The following is a 15,472-nucleotide window of genomic DNA, read 5'->3' on the forward strand; positions in this document are numbered from 1 at the left end:
TATGTTACAATCAAAAATATTTTTCACATAAGGTAAGGGGGAAGCGAAAATGAACCATTTGAAAACAGCTGATCAAGAAGTCTACCAATCCATCATGGATGAACTGCATCGCCAGCGTACAAAAATAGAATTGATTGCTTCTGAAAACTTTGTTAGCCTAGCCGTAATGGAAGCTCAAGGCTCCGTTTTAACGAATAAATACGCAGAAGGTTACCCGTCAAGACGCTATTATGGCGGATGTGAGCATGTGGATGTAGTTGAGAACCTGGCAAGAGACCGTGCGAAAAAAATCTTCGGTGCAGAACATGCCAACGTACAGCCTCACTCAGGTGCACAAGCCAACATGGCGGTTTACTTCACAATCTTAGAGCAAGGGGACACCGTTCTTGGTATGAACCTTTCACATGGCGGCCACTTGACTCACGGTAGTGCTGTTAACTTTTCCGGTATTCAATACAACTTTGTAGAGTACGGAGTGGATAAAGAGAAGAATGTCATCGATTACGAAGATGTTCGTCAAAAAGCACTTGAACATCGTCCGAAGCTGATCGTAGCTGGAGCGAGCGCGTATCCGCGTGCGATCGATTTCGCGAAGTTCCGTGAGATCGCGGATGAAGTAGAAGCTTACCTTATGGTGGATATGGCCCATATCGCTGGTCTTGTAGCAGCAGGTCTTCACCAGAATCCAGTTCCTTATGCTGATTTTGTAACGACGACAACACACAAAACGCTTCGCGGACCGCGCGGCGGAATGATTTTATGTAAAGAAGAATTCGCGAAAAAAATTGATAAATCCATCTTCCCGGGCATCCAGGGCGGTCCTTTAATGCACGTGATCGCTGCAAAAGCGGTATCGTTCGGCGAAGTGTTAACAGATGAATTCAAGGGATATGCTGAGCAGATCGTGAAAAACGCGAAGCGCCTTGCTGAATCTCTGAAAAAAGAAGGACTTACACTAGTATCTGACGGCACGGACAATCACTTGATCCTGATCAACGTGAGTGAGCTTGCGTTAACAGGGAAAGTTGCGGAAAAAGCGCTTGATGATATCGGTATTACAGTCAATAAAAACACGATTCCATTTGATCAAGAAAGTCCATTTGTAACGAGCGGAATCCGTATCGGAACAGCAGCCGTTACTTCCCGCGGTTTTGTTGAAGAAGATATGGATGAGATCGCATCGATCATGGCATCCGTACTAAAGAACATTGAGGATGCAGACGTATTGAAAGATGCAGAAGCACGCGTTGAGAAGCTGGCAGGTAAATATAAACTTTACGAATAATAAATAGATTTGATTCGAACCCTTTTGCTAATTAGCAGAAGGGTTTTTTGCTTTTTTAATGAAACTCATATAATGGGAAAATTTTGAATAAAGATGTTAGGTGTTTGAAAATCCAGGAAAGCGGTGTGGGATATGGAAGAAGTTATTTCCGTTAAGGCGTTATGCAAAAATTACGGAACGAAAAAAGCGGTTAACAACTTATCTTTTTCTGTGAAAAAGGGAGAAATATTCGGTATTATCGGACCAAATGGCGCGGGGAAAACAACTACGATCGAGATCATGGAAGGACTTCGAAAAAAGAGCTCTGGTGAAGTTTCCGTTCTAGGGCTGAATCCGGAAAAAGACCGGAAAGAACTGAACAGCAGGATCGGGGTACAATTTCAGGCGACCTCTATCCAAAAGAAGATGAAAGTAAAAGAAGCTTTAAGCTTGTTTTCAGCGATCTATCATAAAAAAAGCTCCAGTGACCATATGTTAAAGCTGCTCGGATTGGAAGAAAAGATGGATACATATTTCGATGACTTATCCGGCGGCCAGAAGCAGCGGCTCACTTTAGCGTTGGCTACTCTACATCAGCCTGAGATTGTTTTTCTCGATGAACCGAGTATGGGGCTCGACCCGCATGCGAGACGCGAGATGTGGAATATCATTCGTGCACTTCGAGACGAAGGGACGACCATCGTTGTAACGACGCATTATATGGAAGAAGCGGAAAAGCTGTGCGATCGTGTTGCGATGATCTATAACGGAGAGCTTCGTGCATTGGATGAACCCGCTCGGCTAGTGGAGGATGTTTCTGCTCATTACGTAAGTTTTAGCAGTCCAGATTTCCCCCTGGATCAGCTTCACGCACTTCCTGGCATCATAAAAGTGGAGCAGGATATAGAGGCAGATGCTTACAAAATCTATACGGAAAATCTTCAAGAAACGTCGTATCATCTTTTTAAAAACGCTCAAGATGACAACTATCACATTTCTGATTTCAAATTCGAACGAGGCACGCTCGATGACTTGTTTGTTCATTATTTAGAAGGGGGGCAAACAGCATGACGGCATTATGGCAGCTAACTAAGCTTGAAACGAAGATGTTTTTCCGGGATAAACTCCAGGTTTTTTGGACTTTTTTATTTCCTGTGCTCATGATCTGGCTTTTTGGATCGATGTTTCAAGGCCAAGATATGGGAGAATTAACTTTTGCGAGTCTTTACGTTCCGTCTTGGATCGGAGTAAACATCGTTACCACCGCGTTTTTTACGTTAGGCACCGTGCTTGCAGGCTACCGGGAAACGGGGGTCCTCAGAAGATACCAATCTACTCCTCTAGCACCTTGGAAGATTCTTTTTGCACACACCATCCAAGGAACGGTGATCTTTAGTTTTTCGGCAGTCGTTCTCGTCGTGTTTGGTATGCTCGTATTTGATTTGCATATGCCAGAGTATCTGGGGAGCACGTTGCTCGCTCTCTTAATCAGCATTCTCTCATTTTTTCCGTTTGCACTATTTCTTACGTCATTGGCGAAAAACGTAGGAACGGCCGCGGCGATCAGTTCACTTTTTCTTAATCTGATGCTGTTTTTATCTGGTGCAACGTTCCCGTTAGAGATGATGCCTGACATTCTGCAATACGTGGCGAAAATCCTTCCGCTGTATTATGTGATCGAGCTTCTACGTGCAACATGGAACACCTCCCCGATCTGGGAAAACATGACGCCTGTGTATGTTTTATTGGGTATTTCAGTCGTTTCGGTCGTGTTGTCGAGTAAATTTTTCAGATGGAGCGGGAAGGCGGAATAGGGGTCATTACACCTTTCTGTAAAAAAGTGTATGTTAGGAGTGTCGGTTTTTTAAACGACGCTTCTTTTTTTTTTGAAAAAATTCATATTTTACGGAACCGTCTTTAAAAAATGTCGTCTGTATCTGTAGAAAAGGAGGTACGACTTTGATCAATCACATAAAGTCTGAAGCTGGTCAGCATGCCGGCTATGATCTCATACAAAGAAAAGAATGCGACCTGGACAGTCTTATGAAAGAGTTCGGACAAAGTGTTTTGTGGTTAGCTTATTCCTATGTAAAAGATAGAAATCTAGCAGAAGAGATTACACAGGATGTATTTATCAGCTGTTACGAAAAGATGGATACTTTTCGGGAAGAATCTTCAATCAAAACATGGATATACCGAATTGCGAGCAACCGCTGTAAAGATGTCATGAAATCACGGACATACAAGTATAAGAAACTCACACAATCTTTATTTGATCACTATTTTTCTACTGACCAGACACCAGAAGAATCCTATATTAAGAAGTCAGATGAAAATGAGCTCTCACTAAAAGTCCTGGCTTTACCTCTCAAGTACAGAGAAGTGATATACCTTTATTATTTCGAAAACTTGAAACTGGATGAGATCAGCAACCTTCTGTCAATAAAAACAAACACGGTAAAGACGAGACTGCACAGAGGCAGAGAGCTTTTAAAGAACATGTATGAAAGAGGTGGGAGTCATGGAAGATAAGCTGAAAAAGTTAAGAGAAAGCATGACGAGTACGGTCTTATCAGATGTTACATTCGATCAAAACCTGGAACGAAAAATACATGACCGAATTGAAAAACGGAGCTTTACTGGCAAGAAGAACCTCCTTGGAAAAAGGTTCATGTACGTCTCTGCAGCAGCCGTACTTCTTTTTGCATTATTTATCGGTTCAGCTTTCGTTTCTCCGGCAATGGCAAAAATGGCCGCAAAGATCCCGTATTTAGGACAGTACTTCGAATCGGAAAATATCGGTTATATCATACATGAAAAACTGAGAGAAAAGGGGTATCGCATAAACGGAGTAGGTGCTTCTTATCAAGGAAAAAAAGAAATATTTATTGATATACAAGGCGATGATAAATATTTTGAAAAAGTAAAAAGCGAAGTCGAATCGGTGGCAACAGAGATTTTGAAATCCCGAGACTATGATGCCTATTCCGTTAAGGTCGGTAAATATCAGGAACGAATCTTAACTGAAGAAGACAAAAAGTTTATGCAAGAGCAGGAAAAACAAGCAGAACAAGATGAAAAAATATTAACGGCTATCAATGAGAAGCGTGAAGAGTTTCAATTAGAAGGTTTAGGAATCGACTCCAATAAAAAAATAATCGAGATAGAAGTTCCAGACACGGTTGAGGGAACAGATGAAATGAAACAAAAAGTTCAGCAGATTGTTAGCTCTCATACGAATGAGTCTTACACGGTTAAGATTAAGAAAATAAATATGAAGAAAAGAGATCAGGATTGGAGATGGGGAGAGATTCTTACAACCGTTGGCGAGGATCTGATGGGCAAGAAAGTGTATAAGGTAACCGGTCTGGCGTACTCTGTCTATCCATCCCCTGAGATCATTTTTAAAACTTCTTTAAAAAGCACGGATCCTGATGCAAAAGAGCATGCAGAACAGCTGGAGAAAGTGATTGAAGACTATCTGAAAACAGACGAAATGAAAGAAAAGGTAAAAGGCGATTCCTATACGATCACAATCCGCAGCAAAGATAAGAAAAAATTAAATTAAGATGTATGAGGAGATCGCAGAGTGCGGTCTCTTTTTAATGATAATGATGTCTGCTGTCTTTCTAAGGCGGACACGAAATTTTATTACATTCATTATTGTGCGGTGGCCGTTACTTTTTGTACGGTTACGCGCTATTTTTGTTCGGTTCCGGCAAATTTTTGTTCGGTCTAACATTCCAATTTGTACTTACATCAATAAATAGAAAGAAAATGTATTTGTGAAAAAGAATGATGTGTACTAGCATCAATTTTTATCCTTTTTTTCATGGTTTCATCCCACAAAAAGGGGAATAGTAACAAGTGAGCTGAACAAGAAATATTTGGAGTCCACATTGCGGTAAGATTACCGCTGATTTTCCTTGAAGTGCATCATGTTTTTCTGTACAATTCTAGAGATGCTTTTTTAGAAACGCCAATAAAAGTTACATAAAGGAGAGGTGCTTTAAACATGAGCAATGTATATGTCCTTGATCATCCGTTAATTCAGCATAAATTGACATACATTCGAGATGAAAGAACGGGTACAAAAGAATTTCGCGAGCTTGTAGACGAAGTGGCTGGGCTGATGGCTTTTGAAATCACGCGTGACCTTCCATTACAGGAAGTTACCGTGAAAACGCCGGTTGCTGAAGCGACAATGAAAACAATCGCCGGGAAAAAATTAGGGCTAGTACCTATCCTTCGTGCCGGTCTTGGTATGGTAGACGGTATTCTTAAACTGATCCCAGCGGCAAAAGTAGGACATGTTGGTCTTTACCGCGATCCTGAAACGCTGACACCGATCGAATATTACGTAAAGCTTCCTTCTGATGTAGAAGAGCGCGACTTTATCGTGATCGATCCGATGCTGGCGACAGGCGGATCCGCTTCTGCAGCGATTACTTCTATTAAAAACCGCGGCGCAAAAAACATTAAGCTTATGTGCTTAGTTGCTGCTCCAGAAGGTGTAAAAGTGATCCAGGACGAGCACCCAGATGTAGATATCTTCTTGGCTGCATTAGATGAGAAGTTAAACGACCACGGATACATCGTTCCAGGTCTCGGTGACGCTGGTGACCGTTTGTTCGGAACAAAATAAGCCGGAAAAATGATGAAACTGACTCGATTGAGGGTGAAACTACCTCTGTCGGGTCAGTTTTTTTATGGAATATAAGTTGTGTGCGTGAAACTAGCACAATCCTGCGTGAACAGATAGAGATTCTGCGTGGAAGTCATAAGTTTATGCGTGAAACAAAGTAATGTTTGCGTGAAATGAGATATTCTTGAGCGAACGTGTAATAAATAAAATAACACGTACCGTAAAATCAAAAAAAAGAAGGCTGACAACCGTCAGCCACCCTCGTCAAAAATCGATTTAGCCCATTTCCTCAAACTTCATATCGATCAGTTTCTCATCATCATGCATCACGCCGACTTTCACAAGATGCTTCTTGTTCTTCTGAAACACCGTAAAATCAAAGTAATCTGTGATCGTTCCATCTGGGGCAATTCTGCGCGTGTCATATTGATAATCGCTGACGCGGCTTTCAGGATACTTCTTTTTTGTTTCTTCTAAGGCCATTTTGCCCCATTTTGCATAATCAACCTGTGTCATGCCCGTTGGTGTCTGATCGTTATATTGTACATTCAATGGTTTGTCACGATCATTCTCGACATTATTTCTCATATCGCGGGACTCTTCCACAGGTTTTTTGTCGTTGTTCATGCATCCTGCAGCAAAGACTGCCACCACCATAAACAAAATTAGTACTTTTTGTTTCATTATGACCAAGCTCCTTCCATATATTTAATGTAAGTATTTATCAAATGGGTGGAATTATTCGGATTATTGGAAAATGAAGGAAGAGATAGTACACAATGTTAACTATAAACCTTTGAAACAAGCCACAAAATTTCCACAATTTATTTAATAAACCGTCCCGGAAGTCGTTGACATAGAAATGTCACTATTGTATTCTTACAAAGGGAATATGGTAAGGTTTACATTCTTGTCTTTTCAAGGGTTTTCACAGAAAAAATTACCTGTTTCCAGAAGGAAGGAGTCCACATCTATGAGCAATGGGAAACGCCCTTATAAAGCAATGGCTTTAATGTCTGGCATTCTCTCTCAGCTTGTTGGCTGCATACTGATCGGACTTTTTGGAGGGAAATGGCTTGATGCGTACATCGGCAATGAATTTCCAATCTTCCTCATCATCGGGTTGTTTCTTGGTCTTGGAGCAGGTGTTTACGGGATGATCCGCTTAATATCGAAGTTTTCAGGAGACGGGCAATGATGAATGAGTACAAAACGGTGTTTTTTAAATACATAAAGTACACATTGTATCTGCTATCGCTTCTTTTCATCGGTTATGCTGTCACTCCTTACAAAACCATCTTTTTAGGACTGGCTCTTGGTGCTCTGTTCAGTCTCTACAATCTTTGGAGCATGTATTCGAAGATTGAAAGAATGGGACAAGCAGTAATCCAGCAAAAAAGGGTGAAGACACTCGGTTCACTTTCCAGACTCCTACTAGCAGGGTTAGCGGTGCTCATCGCAATGAAATACCCGGAACATTTTCATTTATTAAGTGTGGTAGTGGGATTGATGGCAGTCTACATTATCATGTTAATAGATTCACTAACTCAAAGCTTTAGCACTCCAAAGGAAAAGAGGTGAACATAGGTGGAACATGGTGCAGTTACTAAAGATTTTCTCGGTTTGACGTTTAATATGTCGAACGTACTGATGATCACAGTTTCATCCGTTATTGTTTTCCTAATTGCGGTACTCGCTACTCGAGCCTTGTCAATGCGACCAGGAGGAATGCAAAACTTCCTTGAATGGGTAGTCGATTTCGTAAAAGGAATCATAGGCAGCACGATGGACTGGCATACTGGCGGACGTTTTCTTGCTTTAGGACTTACGCTTATCATGTATATTTTCGTAGCCAACATGCTGGGATTACCTTTTGCAGTAGTAGTCGACCATAACTTATGGTGGAAATCACCTACTGCAGACCCGACCATTACGTTGACTCTAGCAGTTATGGTAGTGGCGCTTTCACACTATTACGGTGTGAGAATGAAGGGGTTCAAAGAATATGGAGCAGAATTCTTCAAGCCAATGAAGTTCTTGTTCCCGTTGAAGATTATTGAGGAGTTTGCAAACACTCTGACACTTGGTCTTCGTCTTTACGGAAACATTTTCGCTGGTGAGATGCTCTTAGCACTATTAGCAGGACTTGGTACAAGCGGTATCTTCCAAGGAGTATTCGCATTGTTGCCGATGATGGTATGGCAAGGGTTCTCGATCTTTGTCGGTGCGATCCAGGCGTTTATCTTCACAATGCTGACAATGGTTTATTTAGCACATAAAGTAAGCCACGATCACTAATTATCGGGAAAAATCAAGCTTCTATACATAGGAGCCAATTTTCATAAAAATTTTAAGGGAATTCAGAAGGGAGAAATTTTATCATGAATCTTATTGCAGCTGCAATCGCGGTAGGTCTAGCGGCACTTGGTGCTGGTATTGGTAACGGTTTAATCGTAGGTCGTACAGTTGAGGGGATCGCTCGTCAACCAGAACTACGTGGTACTCTTCAAACAACAATGTTCATCGGGGTTGCATTAGTTGAGGCACTTCCAATCATCGGTGTAGTTATCGCGTTCATCGCTCTTGGCGCTGAGTAATCATAACAAGCATTGTTTATTACGATTTTTATAATGGCGAAGCAAGTTTCCGTAAAGGGACTCCCCTTCGCCATTCCTTATGTATGATCGATTGAAGGGAGGAAATGCTGTGCAATCCTTAATTCTAGGTGCTGCTACAGGTGGAATTAACACTGGAGATATCGCATTCCAGTTAGTATCATTTATCATCCTATTAGTATTGCTGCGCAAATACGCATGGGGCCCGTTAATGGGAATCATGAAAGAGCGCCAATCACATATCAACAGCGAAATTGATGCGGCTGAACAATCCCGTCAAGAAGCTAAGACTTATCTTGAGACTCAAGTTGAAGAGTTGAAGAAAGCCCGTGAAGAAGCAAAAGCAATTATCGACAATGCGAAAAAGCAAGGCGAAGCTCAAGGTGAAGCGATTATTAAAGCATCCCGTGACGAAGCTGAGCGCGTGAAAGAAGCTGCATTGGCTGAGATCGCTTCTGAAAAAGAAAAAGCAGTTGCTACACTTCGTCAAGAAGTTGCTGCTCTATCCGTTAAGATCGCTTCTAAAGTTATTGCAAAAGAACTTGACGAAAACTCACAAGAGAAGCTTATTAACGAATACCTCAAAGAGGTAGGCGAGTCTCGATGAGCAAAGATCAAGCAATCGTAGCAAAACGTTATGCATTAGCACTATTTGAAGTAGTTGGTGTTACGAAACTTGAAGAAACAGTTTCAGAATTGCGTCTTGTAAAAAACGTTCTGGAGATGAACAAAGATCTTCAAAAAGTTTTAGCACATCCAAAAGTATCTAAAGATCAAAAGAAAGAATTGATCAAAGAGAGCGTTGGAGCTGACCTTTCTCCTGCTGTAATGAACACTGTTTACTTGATGGTAGACCGCAATCGTTACACATACATCACAGAGATGGCAGCGCAGTTCATTGAATTAGCAAATGAGGCACAAGGCATTGCTGACGCAAATGTATTCTCTGTTCGTCCTTTATCTGACACAGAAATACAGAAGCTGGAGCAGACGTTTGCTGCCCGAGTCGGCAAAAAAGCGTTGCGCATTAATAATATTGTAGATCCTTCATTAGTTGGAGGAATCAAGATCCGCATCGGCAACCGTATTTTTGACGGAAGCATCAGCGGAAAGTTGAATCGAATGGAACGTCAATTAGCTTCTAACGGAAGCTGAGAGGATAGGGGTGAAATTCATGAGCATTAAAGCTGAAGAAATCAGTGCTTTAATAAAAAAGCAGATTGAAAACTATCAATCTGAGATCGAAGTGAATGATGTGGGTACAGTTATCCAGGTCGGTGACGGTATTGCCCGTGCCCATGGATTAGATAACGTAATGGCTGGTGAGCTAGTTGAATTTTCTAACGGTGTAATGGGTATGGCCCAAAACCTTGAAGAAAACAACGTAGGTATCATCATTCTTGGGCCTTACCAAGAAATTCGTGAAGGTGACGAAGTAAAACGTACAGGACGCATCATGGAAGTTCCTGTAGGTGAAGAGCTTCTTGGTCGTGTAGTTAACCCACTTGGACAGCCTATCGACGGCAAAGGTCCAATTGCTACTACAAAGACTCGCCCAATCGAGCAAAAAGCACCAGGTGTAATGGCTCGTAAATCAGTACATGAGCCGCTTCAAACTGGTATCAAAGCGATTGACGCACTTGTGCCAATCGGACGCGGACAGCGTGAGCTTATCATCGGTGACCGTCAAACAGGTAAAACAGCTGTAGCGATCGATACGATCCTTAACCAAAAAGATCAAGATATGATCTGTATCTATGTAGCGATCGGACAAAAAGAATCAACAGTTGCGGGCGTTGTAGAAACACTTCGTTCACACGGAGCGCTTGATTACACAATCGTTGTATCAGCATCTGCTTCTCAACCTGCACCAATGTTGTTCCTTGCTCCTTACTCTGGAGTTTCTATGGCTGAAGAATTCATGTGGGCTGGCAAGCACGTATTGATCATCTATGATGATCTTTCTAAGCAAGCTGCTGCATACCGTGAACTTTCCTTGCTACTTCGCCGTCCTCCAGGCCGCGAAGCTTATCCAGGGGACGTTTTCTACCTTCACTCACGCCTTTTAGAGCGTGCAGCGAAGTTAAACGACGAGTTGGGTGGCGGATCTATCACAGCGCTTCCGTTCATTGAAACGCAAGCATCTGACGTATCTGCATACATCCCGACAAACGTTATCTCTATCACAGACGGACAGATCTTCTTACAATCTGACTTGTTCTTCTCCGGTGTTCGTCCGGCGATCAACGCAGGTATCTCCGTTTCTCGTGTAGGGGGAGCAGCCCAGATCAAAGCGATGAGTAAAGTATCTGGTACACTTCGTCTGGATCTTGCTTCATATCGTGAGCTTGAAGCATTCGCTCAGTTCGGATCTGACCTTGATAAAGCAACTCAAGCAAAACTTAACCGTGGTGCACGTACTGTAGAAGTACTTAAGCAAGGACTTCACAAGCCACTAAAAGTTGAGCACCAAGTTGCGATCCTTTATGCATTGACTCGCGGATACATCGATGATGTAGCTGTTGAAGATGTAAGCCGCTTTGAAGAAGCGCTTTACGCACACATGGAAGCTAACTCTAAAGACGTTCTTGATGCAATCAAGACATCTGGAAAACTTCCTGGCGACGACAGCCTGGACGAAGCGATCAAAGCATTCAAAAAGACATTCGCGTAAGATTTTATAGATTAAATTAAGTACGGTTCTAAGACAAATGAGGCTTAGAACCGTGCAACCAGCTTACTATGTTTAAAATGAGGATTACCGATTTTTAAACTACCCATAAAGGTGGTGAAAATGAATGGCATTAAGAGACATAAAAGCTAGAATAGATTCTACTAAAAAGACGATGCAGATCACGAAAGCGATGGAGATGGTTTCAGCTGCAAAGCTAAACCGTGCTGAGCAGAATGCAAAATCTTTCGGCCCTTACGTGGACAAGATCCAAGAAGTGGTTGGAAGCATTGCGTCTGGTAGCAACGCGAAACATTCCATGCTTTTAACACGTCCAGTGAAGAAGACGGGTTACTTCGTCGTCACAGCTGACCGTGGATTGGCAGGAGCTTATAACTCAAATGTTTTACGTCACGTCTACCGCACGATTCAACAGCGTCACAAGTCACCTGATGAGTACGCATTGATCGTCATCGGTAAAGTCGGTGTAAACTTTTTCAAGAGCCGTAAGATGTCTATATTGGACAGCATCACAGGTGTGGCAGACCAGCCATCCTTTGCTGAAATTAAGGCGATCGCATCTAAGGCAGTCAGCCTTTATGCAGACGGTACGTTTGATGAGCTTTACATGTATTACAACCATTTTGTAAGTGCCATTCAGAGCGATCTTACGGAGAAGAAGCTTCTTCCGTTAACGGATATCGCTGAAACGAAATCAAAATCTTCTTATGAGTACGAACCTTCAGAGGATGAGATCCTTGAAGTGCTTCTTCCTCAATATGCAGAGAGCTTGATTTATGGTGCTTTACTTGATGCGAAAGCAGCCGAGCATGCTTCTCGTATGACTGCGATGAGAAATGCAACGGATAACGCTAATGAACTGATCGGCCAATTGACACTTTCTTATAACCGTGAGCGTCAAGCAGCTATCACTCAGGAAATTACGGAAATCGTCGGCGGTGTAGCAGCACTTGAATAGAACTTTATAAAAGTTGATTGAAGTGCATCATGTGCAAAGTAAGATAGGAGGGAAACCGATGAATAAAGGCTATATTACTCAAATTCTTGGACCGGTCGTTGACGTAAAGTTTGAAGGCCAGCTTCCAGAATTGCTTAACGCTTTAACTGTTAGCGCTGAGGGTGTTGATCTAACACTAGAAGTAGCACTTCACCTTGGTGATAACATGGTTCGTACAATCGCAATGGATTCAACGGATGGTCTTGTTCGTGGGATGGAAATCGCTGACTCAGGTAAGCCGATTTCAGTACCAGTAGGTGAAGCAACACTTGGACGTGTATTTAACGTAACAGGTGATCACATTGACCTTGGTGAGGCAGTACCGGCAGATGTTCGCCGTGACCCAATTCACCGTTCAGCACCTTCTTTTGATGAATTAACAACAAAAACTGAGATCCTAGAAACAGGAATCAAGGTAGTTGACCTTATTGCTCCATACGTAAAAGGTGGAAAAATCGGTCTTTTCGGTGGTGCGGGTGTAGGTAAAACCGTTCTTATCCAGGAGCTAATCAACAACATCGCACAAGAGCACGGTGGTATCTCCGTATTCGCAGGTGTTGGTGAGCGTACTCGTGAAGGTAATGACCTTTACCACGAGATGAGCGACTCTGGTGTTATCAAGAAAACGGCAATGGTATTCGGACAGATGAACGAGCCGCCTGGAGCACGTGCACGTATCGCTCTTTCTGGTTTGACAATGGCTGAATTCTTCCGTGATGAACAAGGACAAGACGTTCTTTTCTTCGTAGATAACATCTTCCGTTTCACGCAAGCAGGTTCTGAAGTATCTGCCCTTCTTGGCCGTATGCCATCAGCGGTAGGTTACCAGCCGACTCTAGCTACTGAGATGGGTCAGCTGCAAGAACGTATCACATCTACGAAAAAAGGTTCTGTAACATCTATCCAAGCGATCTATGTACCTGCCGATGACTATACGGATCCGGCTCCAGCTACAGCGTTCGCTCACTTAGATGCAACAACAAACCTTGAGCGTAAATTAACGGCTATGGGTATCTATCCAGCGGTAGATCCACTAGCTTCAACTTCTCGTGCACTTTCTCCTGAGATCGTTGGAGAAGAGCATTACGAAGTAGCGCGTAAAGTTCAGGCGACTTTACAGCGTTATAAAGAACTTCAAGATATCATCGCGATCCTTGGTATGGACGAGCTTTCTGAAGATGACAAGCTAGTTGTACACCGTGCGCGTCGTATCCAGTTCTTCTTATCTCAAAATTTCCACGTTGCAGAACAATTTACAGGACAAAAAGGTTCATACGTTCCTGTTAAAGATACAGTTCGTGGATTCAAAGAAATCCTTGAAGGAAAATACGATGATCTTCCGGAATCAGCGTTCCATCTCGTAGGCTCTATTGAGGATGCTATTGAAAAAGCAAAAACTTTGGCCTAATGCCTGAAAGGGGTAAGATTGGATGAAAACCATTCAAGTCAGCGTAGTAACCCCTGATGGTCCTGTGTTTGAAGGAAATGCGAAAATGGTCAGCGCGAAAGCAAAAAGCGGGGAGCTTGGAGTTCTTCCAGGCCATATCCCTCTTGTAGCTCCTTTAACGATCAGCGCCGTGCGTGTTCACGACGTTGATGGGAAAACACAATACGTGGCCGTTAGCGGTGGATTTATTGAAGTGCGACCTGAAAAAGTCACTATTTTAGCAGAAGCTGCTGAAATTGCTGGCGACATCGAAGTGGATCGCGCACGTGCAGCAAAAGAACGTGCCGAGAAGCGTCTTGCAGGCAACAAGCAAGATAACGTTGACGCAACTCGTGCGGAATTTGCACTTAAACGTGCAATCAACCGTATCGACATCGCATCAAAACGTTAATTTTTCAAGCCTTTCAGCTCTTTATGAGCTGGGAGGCTTTTTTTGTTTGTTATTTGATGTGGTGGGTGAGGGTATTCAGCTTTCTTTTGCGGGAATAAGAGGTTATAAGTGGGTATATGGGGGGTGCGAAATTTGTCGAGGAATGTAGACTCGTGGATAAATAACTAAAATTTTTGGATTGAGGGCATAAACTCGTGGATAAACTGCCCAATTTTCTGGATTGGTGCGCTTTTTGTCTGGATTCGACCACTTGAACAAGCTGAAATACCCCTTTAGGTATCATCTTTTAACTGTTTCGGCACCCGAAACAGCACCTGATTTAAGCATTTTAAGTCTGGTCCATCCCGTCTAGCTTATTTTTTTGAAGAATCACCTCATTTTCTCCCGGAAAATTGAAATATCCCTTCTGAAAATAACTCAGAAGGGACATATACATCACGTTCATTTCATTTGAGGGAGGTTGAAATGAAGAAATACTATTTTGAGGATCAGATTCAGGATTTTCCGAACACCGATGGAAGGTCATTTTTCTTTTTTAGCCAGATCTGTTCTCCGTTTTCATCTAAAATCATATCAGCGTCTTCTAACTCCGCTTTTTCAGCAACTTCGTCTCCATAAGGGTTTGGAAACATGCTGTAAGGAACGAATTGATGTTTTATTCTTTTATATATCATCATAATCATCTCCTTTACATAAAGCAGCTGCTTTTAAGAAGCCATACCACATTAAATGCTCGTCCGCGGCAGTTCGTATGTGTTAATATCACAGAATATAAAAAAGGGCTACACAGCAATAAAATTACAATGAAATGAAAATGATAAGAAGTATAAGAGGAGTGTGCACGATGAGCTTTCATGGTCAAAAAGTTTTACCTGCTGCCCGAAAAATGAAGGATTTTGAGAAGCTGCTAAAAAGCAAATATACATACATCGTTTGTTTGGATACGCATATCAGCCAGCTGAAGTTTATGATCGCCATGGCAAACGAGAGAAATAAAAAAGTTCTGGTTCATCTGGATCTGATCAATGGCCTGAAAGCGAATGAGTATGCCGTAGATTTTTTAGCTCAGGAAATGAAACCGGCGGGGATTATATCAACACGCTCAAACTGTATCATCCGGGCGAAAAAGAGGAACATGATTGCTGTACAGCGCTTATTTTTATTAGATTCATTAGCACTAGAAACAAGTTACAAGGTAATCGAACGTGCTCAGCCAGACTATTTAGAGGTTTTGCCTGGCATCATGCCGGAAATAATTAAAGAAGTGAGAGAGCAAGCTCAAATACCAATAATTGCTGGCGGACTTATCCGTACGAAAGAGAATGTCCTCCAAGCCCTTGAGGCAGGGGCAGAAGCTGTTACGACATCTAACCCGGATTTGTGGATCTAATATTTTTCCTGAATAACGTTTGACAACGTTT

The 15,472-nt window shown here is 42.3% G+C and carries 19 protein-coding genes; 17 read left to right on the forward strand and 2 right to left on the reverse strand.

What is annotated here, in order from left to right:
* Window positions 1-49 precede the first annotated feature (49 nt).
* The 6 genes from glyA (at window position 50) to upp (ending at window position 5,909) form a co-directional block, all read left to right on the forward strand.
* On the forward strand, window positions 50-1,285 hold the full coding sequence (gene glyA / locus EV282_RS01315; protein ID WP_130293096.1) for a serine hydroxymethyltransferase: 1,236 nt from the start codon (window positions 50-52) through the stop codon (window positions 1,283-1,285).
* A 132-nt stretch (window positions 1,286-1,417) separates the two neighbouring features.
* The gene (locus EV282_RS01320) at window positions 1,418-2,335 is read left to right on the forward strand and encodes an ABC transporter ATP-binding protein (RefSeq protein WP_130293098.1); all 918 of its coding nucleotides are present in this window, start codon (window positions 1,418-1,420) and stop codon (window positions 2,333-2,335) included.
* The gene (locus EV282_RS01325; protein ID WP_130293099.1) at window positions 2,332-3,078 is read left to right on the forward strand and encodes an ABC transporter permease; all 747 of its coding nucleotides are present in this window, start codon (window positions 2,332-2,334) and stop codon (window positions 3,076-3,078) included. The genes EV282_RS01320 and EV282_RS01325 overlap by 4 nt, the downstream gene beginning before the upstream one ends.
* Before the next feature lie 145 nt (window positions 3,079-3,223).
* Window positions 3,224-3,796, forward strand: coding sequence for a sigma-70 family RNA polymerase sigma factor (locus EV282_RS01330; protein WP_242611805.1), 573 nt, complete (start codon window positions 3,224-3,226; stop codon window positions 3,794-3,796).
* Complete coding sequence (locus tag EV282_RS01335) at window positions 3,786-4,832, forward strand: DUF4030 domain-containing protein (protein ID WP_165389313.1); 1,047 nt, start codon at window positions 3,786-3,788, stop codon at window positions 4,830-4,832. The genes EV282_RS01330 and EV282_RS01335 overlap by 11 nt, the downstream gene beginning before the upstream one ends.
* Window positions 4,833-5,279: 447 nt before the next feature.
* Window positions 5,280-5,909 (forward strand): uracil phosphoribosyltransferase, encoded by a 630-nt coding sequence (gene upp / locus EV282_RS01340; RefSeq protein ID WP_066293906.1) that lies wholly within the window; start codon window positions 5,280-5,282, stop codon window positions 5,907-5,909.
* 276 nt (window positions 5,910-6,185) lie between these two features.
* On the opposite strand, the gene EV282_RS01345 is transcribed toward upp, so the two are convergent.
* Window positions 6,186-6,593 (reverse strand): DUF3889 domain-containing protein, encoded by a 408-nt coding sequence (locus EV282_RS01345; RefSeq protein ID WP_130293103.1) that lies wholly within the window; start codon window positions 6,591-6,593, stop codon window positions 6,186-6,188.
* A 289-nt stretch (window positions 6,594-6,882) separates the two neighbouring features.
* Between EV282_RS01345 and EV282_RS01350 the strand changes: the two genes are divergently transcribed.
* From EV282_RS01350 to EV282_RS01395, 10 genes are all read left to right on the forward strand, one after another.
* Complete coding sequence (locus EV282_RS01350) at window positions 6,883-7,107, forward strand: AtpZ/AtpI family protein (protein WP_066293897.1); 225 nt, start codon at window positions 6,883-6,885, stop codon at window positions 7,105-7,107.
* Complete coding sequence (locus EV282_RS01355) at window positions 7,107-7,490, forward strand: ATP synthase subunit I (RefSeq protein WP_130293105.1); 384 nt, start codon at window positions 7,107-7,109, stop codon at window positions 7,488-7,490. The genes EV282_RS01350 and EV282_RS01355 overlap by 1 nt, the downstream gene beginning before the upstream one ends.
* Window positions 7,491-7,496: 6 nt before the next feature.
* Window positions 7,497-8,207 carry a F0F1 ATP synthase subunit A gene (gene atpB, locus EV282_RS01360; RefSeq protein ID WP_130293107.1) on the forward strand — a complete coding sequence of 237 codons (711 nt, stop codon included), beginning with the start codon at window positions 7,497-7,499 and terminating at the stop codon, window positions 8,205-8,207.
* Between the two features lie 83 nt (window positions 8,208-8,290).
* Complete coding sequence (gene atpE / locus EV282_RS01365; RefSeq protein ID WP_130293109.1) at window positions 8,291-8,506, forward strand: F0F1 ATP synthase subunit C; 216 nt, start codon at window positions 8,291-8,293, stop codon at window positions 8,504-8,506.
* Window positions 8,507-8,585: 79 nt separating this feature from the next.
* Window positions 8,586-9,131, forward strand: coding sequence for a F0F1 ATP synthase subunit B (atpF, locus tag EV282_RS01370; protein ID WP_130293111.1), 546 nt, complete (start codon window positions 8,586-8,588; stop codon window positions 9,129-9,131).
* Window positions 9,128-9,679 carry a F0F1 ATP synthase subunit delta gene (locus EV282_RS01375; RefSeq protein ID WP_130293113.1) on the forward strand — a complete coding sequence of 184 codons (552 nt, stop codon included), beginning with the start codon at window positions 9,128-9,130 and terminating at the stop codon, window positions 9,677-9,679. Before atpF ends, EV282_RS01375 begins: the two co-directional genes overlap by 4 nt.
* Before the next feature lie 19 nt (window positions 9,680-9,698).
* Entirely contained in the window at window positions 9,699-11,198 is a 1,500-nt protein-coding gene (atpA, locus tag EV282_RS01380) for a F0F1 ATP synthase subunit alpha (protein WP_130293115.1), read from the forward strand.
* A 124-nt stretch (window positions 11,199-11,322) separates the two neighbouring features.
* Window positions 11,323-12,174 (forward strand): ATP synthase F1 subunit gamma, encoded by an 852-nt coding sequence (gene atpG, locus EV282_RS01385; RefSeq protein ID WP_077360598.1) that lies wholly within the window; start codon window positions 11,323-11,325, stop codon window positions 12,172-12,174.
* Window positions 12,175-12,232: 58 nt separating this feature from the next.
* Window positions 12,233-13,621, forward strand: a complete 1,389-nt coding sequence (gene atpD / locus EV282_RS01390; RefSeq protein ID WP_130293117.1) for a F0F1 ATP synthase subunit beta — start codon at window positions 12,233-12,235, stop codon at window positions 13,619-13,621.
* A 22-nt stretch (window positions 13,622-13,643) separates the two neighbouring features.
* On the forward strand, window positions 13,644-14,051 hold the full coding sequence (locus EV282_RS01395; RefSeq protein ID WP_130293119.1) for a F0F1 ATP synthase subunit epsilon: 408 nt from the start codon (window positions 13,644-13,646) through the stop codon (window positions 14,049-14,051).
* A gap of 494 nt (window positions 14,052-14,545) precedes the next feature.
* Here EV282_RS01395 and EV282_RS01400 read toward each other — a convergent pair whose 3' ends face one another.
* On the reverse strand, window positions 14,546-14,725 hold the full coding sequence (locus EV282_RS01400) for a hypothetical protein (RefSeq protein ID WP_130293121.1): 180 nt from the start codon (window positions 14,723-14,725) through the stop codon (window positions 14,546-14,548).
* A gap of 170 nt (window positions 14,726-14,895) precedes the next feature.
* Here EV282_RS01400 and EV282_RS01405 point away from each other — a divergent pair, with 170 nt between their 5' ends.
* Entirely contained in the window at window positions 14,896-15,441 is a 546-nt protein-coding gene (locus tag EV282_RS01405) for a glycerol-3-phosphate responsive antiterminator (protein WP_130293122.1), read from the forward strand.
* The last annotated feature ends 31 nt before the right edge of the window (window positions 15,442-15,472 follow it).

This window comes from Fictibacillus sp. BK138 (genome assembly GCF_004216955.1).
GTDB lineage: Bacteria > Bacillota > Bacilli > Bacillales > Fictibacillaceae > Fictibacillus.

Excerpts from the sequence above, each read along its gene's own strand:
- EV282_RS01400 (WP_130293121.1), bottom strand. The coding sequence starts at position 14,725 with ATGATATATAAAAGAATAAAACATCAATTCGTTCCTTACAGCATGTTT.
- glyA (WP_130293096.1), top strand. The coding sequence starts at position 50 with ATGAACCATTTGAAAACAGCTGATCAAGAAGTCTACCAATCCATCATG.
- EV282_RS01375 (WP_130293113.1), top strand. The coding sequence starts at position 9,128 with ATGAGCAAAGATCAAGCAATCGTAGCAAAACGTTATGCATTAGCACTA.
- atpF (WP_130293111.1), top strand. The coding sequence starts at position 8,586 with ATGTATGATCGATTGAAGGGAGGAAATGCTGTGCAATCCTTAATTCTA.
- atpA (WP_130293115.1), top strand. The coding sequence starts at position 9,699 with ATGAGCATTAAAGCTGAAGAAATCAGTGCTTTAATAAAAAAGCAGATT.
- EV282_RS01355 (WP_130293105.1), top strand. The coding sequence starts at position 7,107 with ATGAATGAGTACAAAACGGTGTTTTTTAAATACATAAAGTACACATTG.
- EV282_RS01345 (WP_130293103.1), bottom strand. The coding sequence starts at position 6,593 with ATGAAACAAAAAGTACTAATTTTGTTTATGGTGGTGGCAGTCTTTGCT.
- upp (WP_066293906.1), top strand. The coding sequence starts at position 5,280 with ATGAGCAATGTATATGTCCTTGATCATCCGTTAATTCAGCATAAATTG.
- EV282_RS01320 (WP_130293098.1), top strand. The coding sequence starts at position 1,418 with ATGGAAGAAGTTATTTCCGTTAAGGCGTTATGCAAAAATTACGGAACG.
- EV282_RS01325 (WP_130293099.1), top strand. The coding sequence starts at position 2,332 with ATGACGGCATTATGGCAGCTAACTAAGCTTGAAACGAAGATGTTTTTC.
- atpG (WP_077360598.1), top strand. The coding sequence starts at position 11,323 with ATGGCATTAAGAGACATAAAAGCTAGAATAGATTCTACTAAAAAGACG.
- atpE (WP_130293109.1), top strand. The coding sequence starts at position 8,291 with ATGAATCTTATTGCAGCTGCAATCGCGGTAGGTCTAGCGGCACTTGGT.
- EV282_RS01350 (WP_066293897.1), top strand. The coding sequence starts at position 6,883 with ATGAGCAATGGGAAACGCCCTTATAAAGCAATGGCTTTAATGTCTGGC.
- EV282_RS01395 (WP_130293119.1), top strand. The coding sequence starts at position 13,644 with ATGAAAACCATTCAAGTCAGCGTAGTAACCCCTGATGGTCCTGTGTTT.
- atpD (WP_130293117.1), top strand. The coding sequence starts at position 12,233 with ATGAATAAAGGCTATATTACTCAAATTCTTGGACCGGTCGTTGACGTA.
- EV282_RS01405 (WP_130293122.1), top strand. The coding sequence starts at position 14,896 with ATGAGCTTTCATGGTCAAAAAGTTTTACCTGCTGCCCGAAAAATGAAG.
- EV282_RS01335 (WP_165389313.1), top strand. The coding sequence starts at position 3,786 with ATGGAAGATAAGCTGAAAAAGTTAAGAGAAAGCATGACGAGTACGGTC.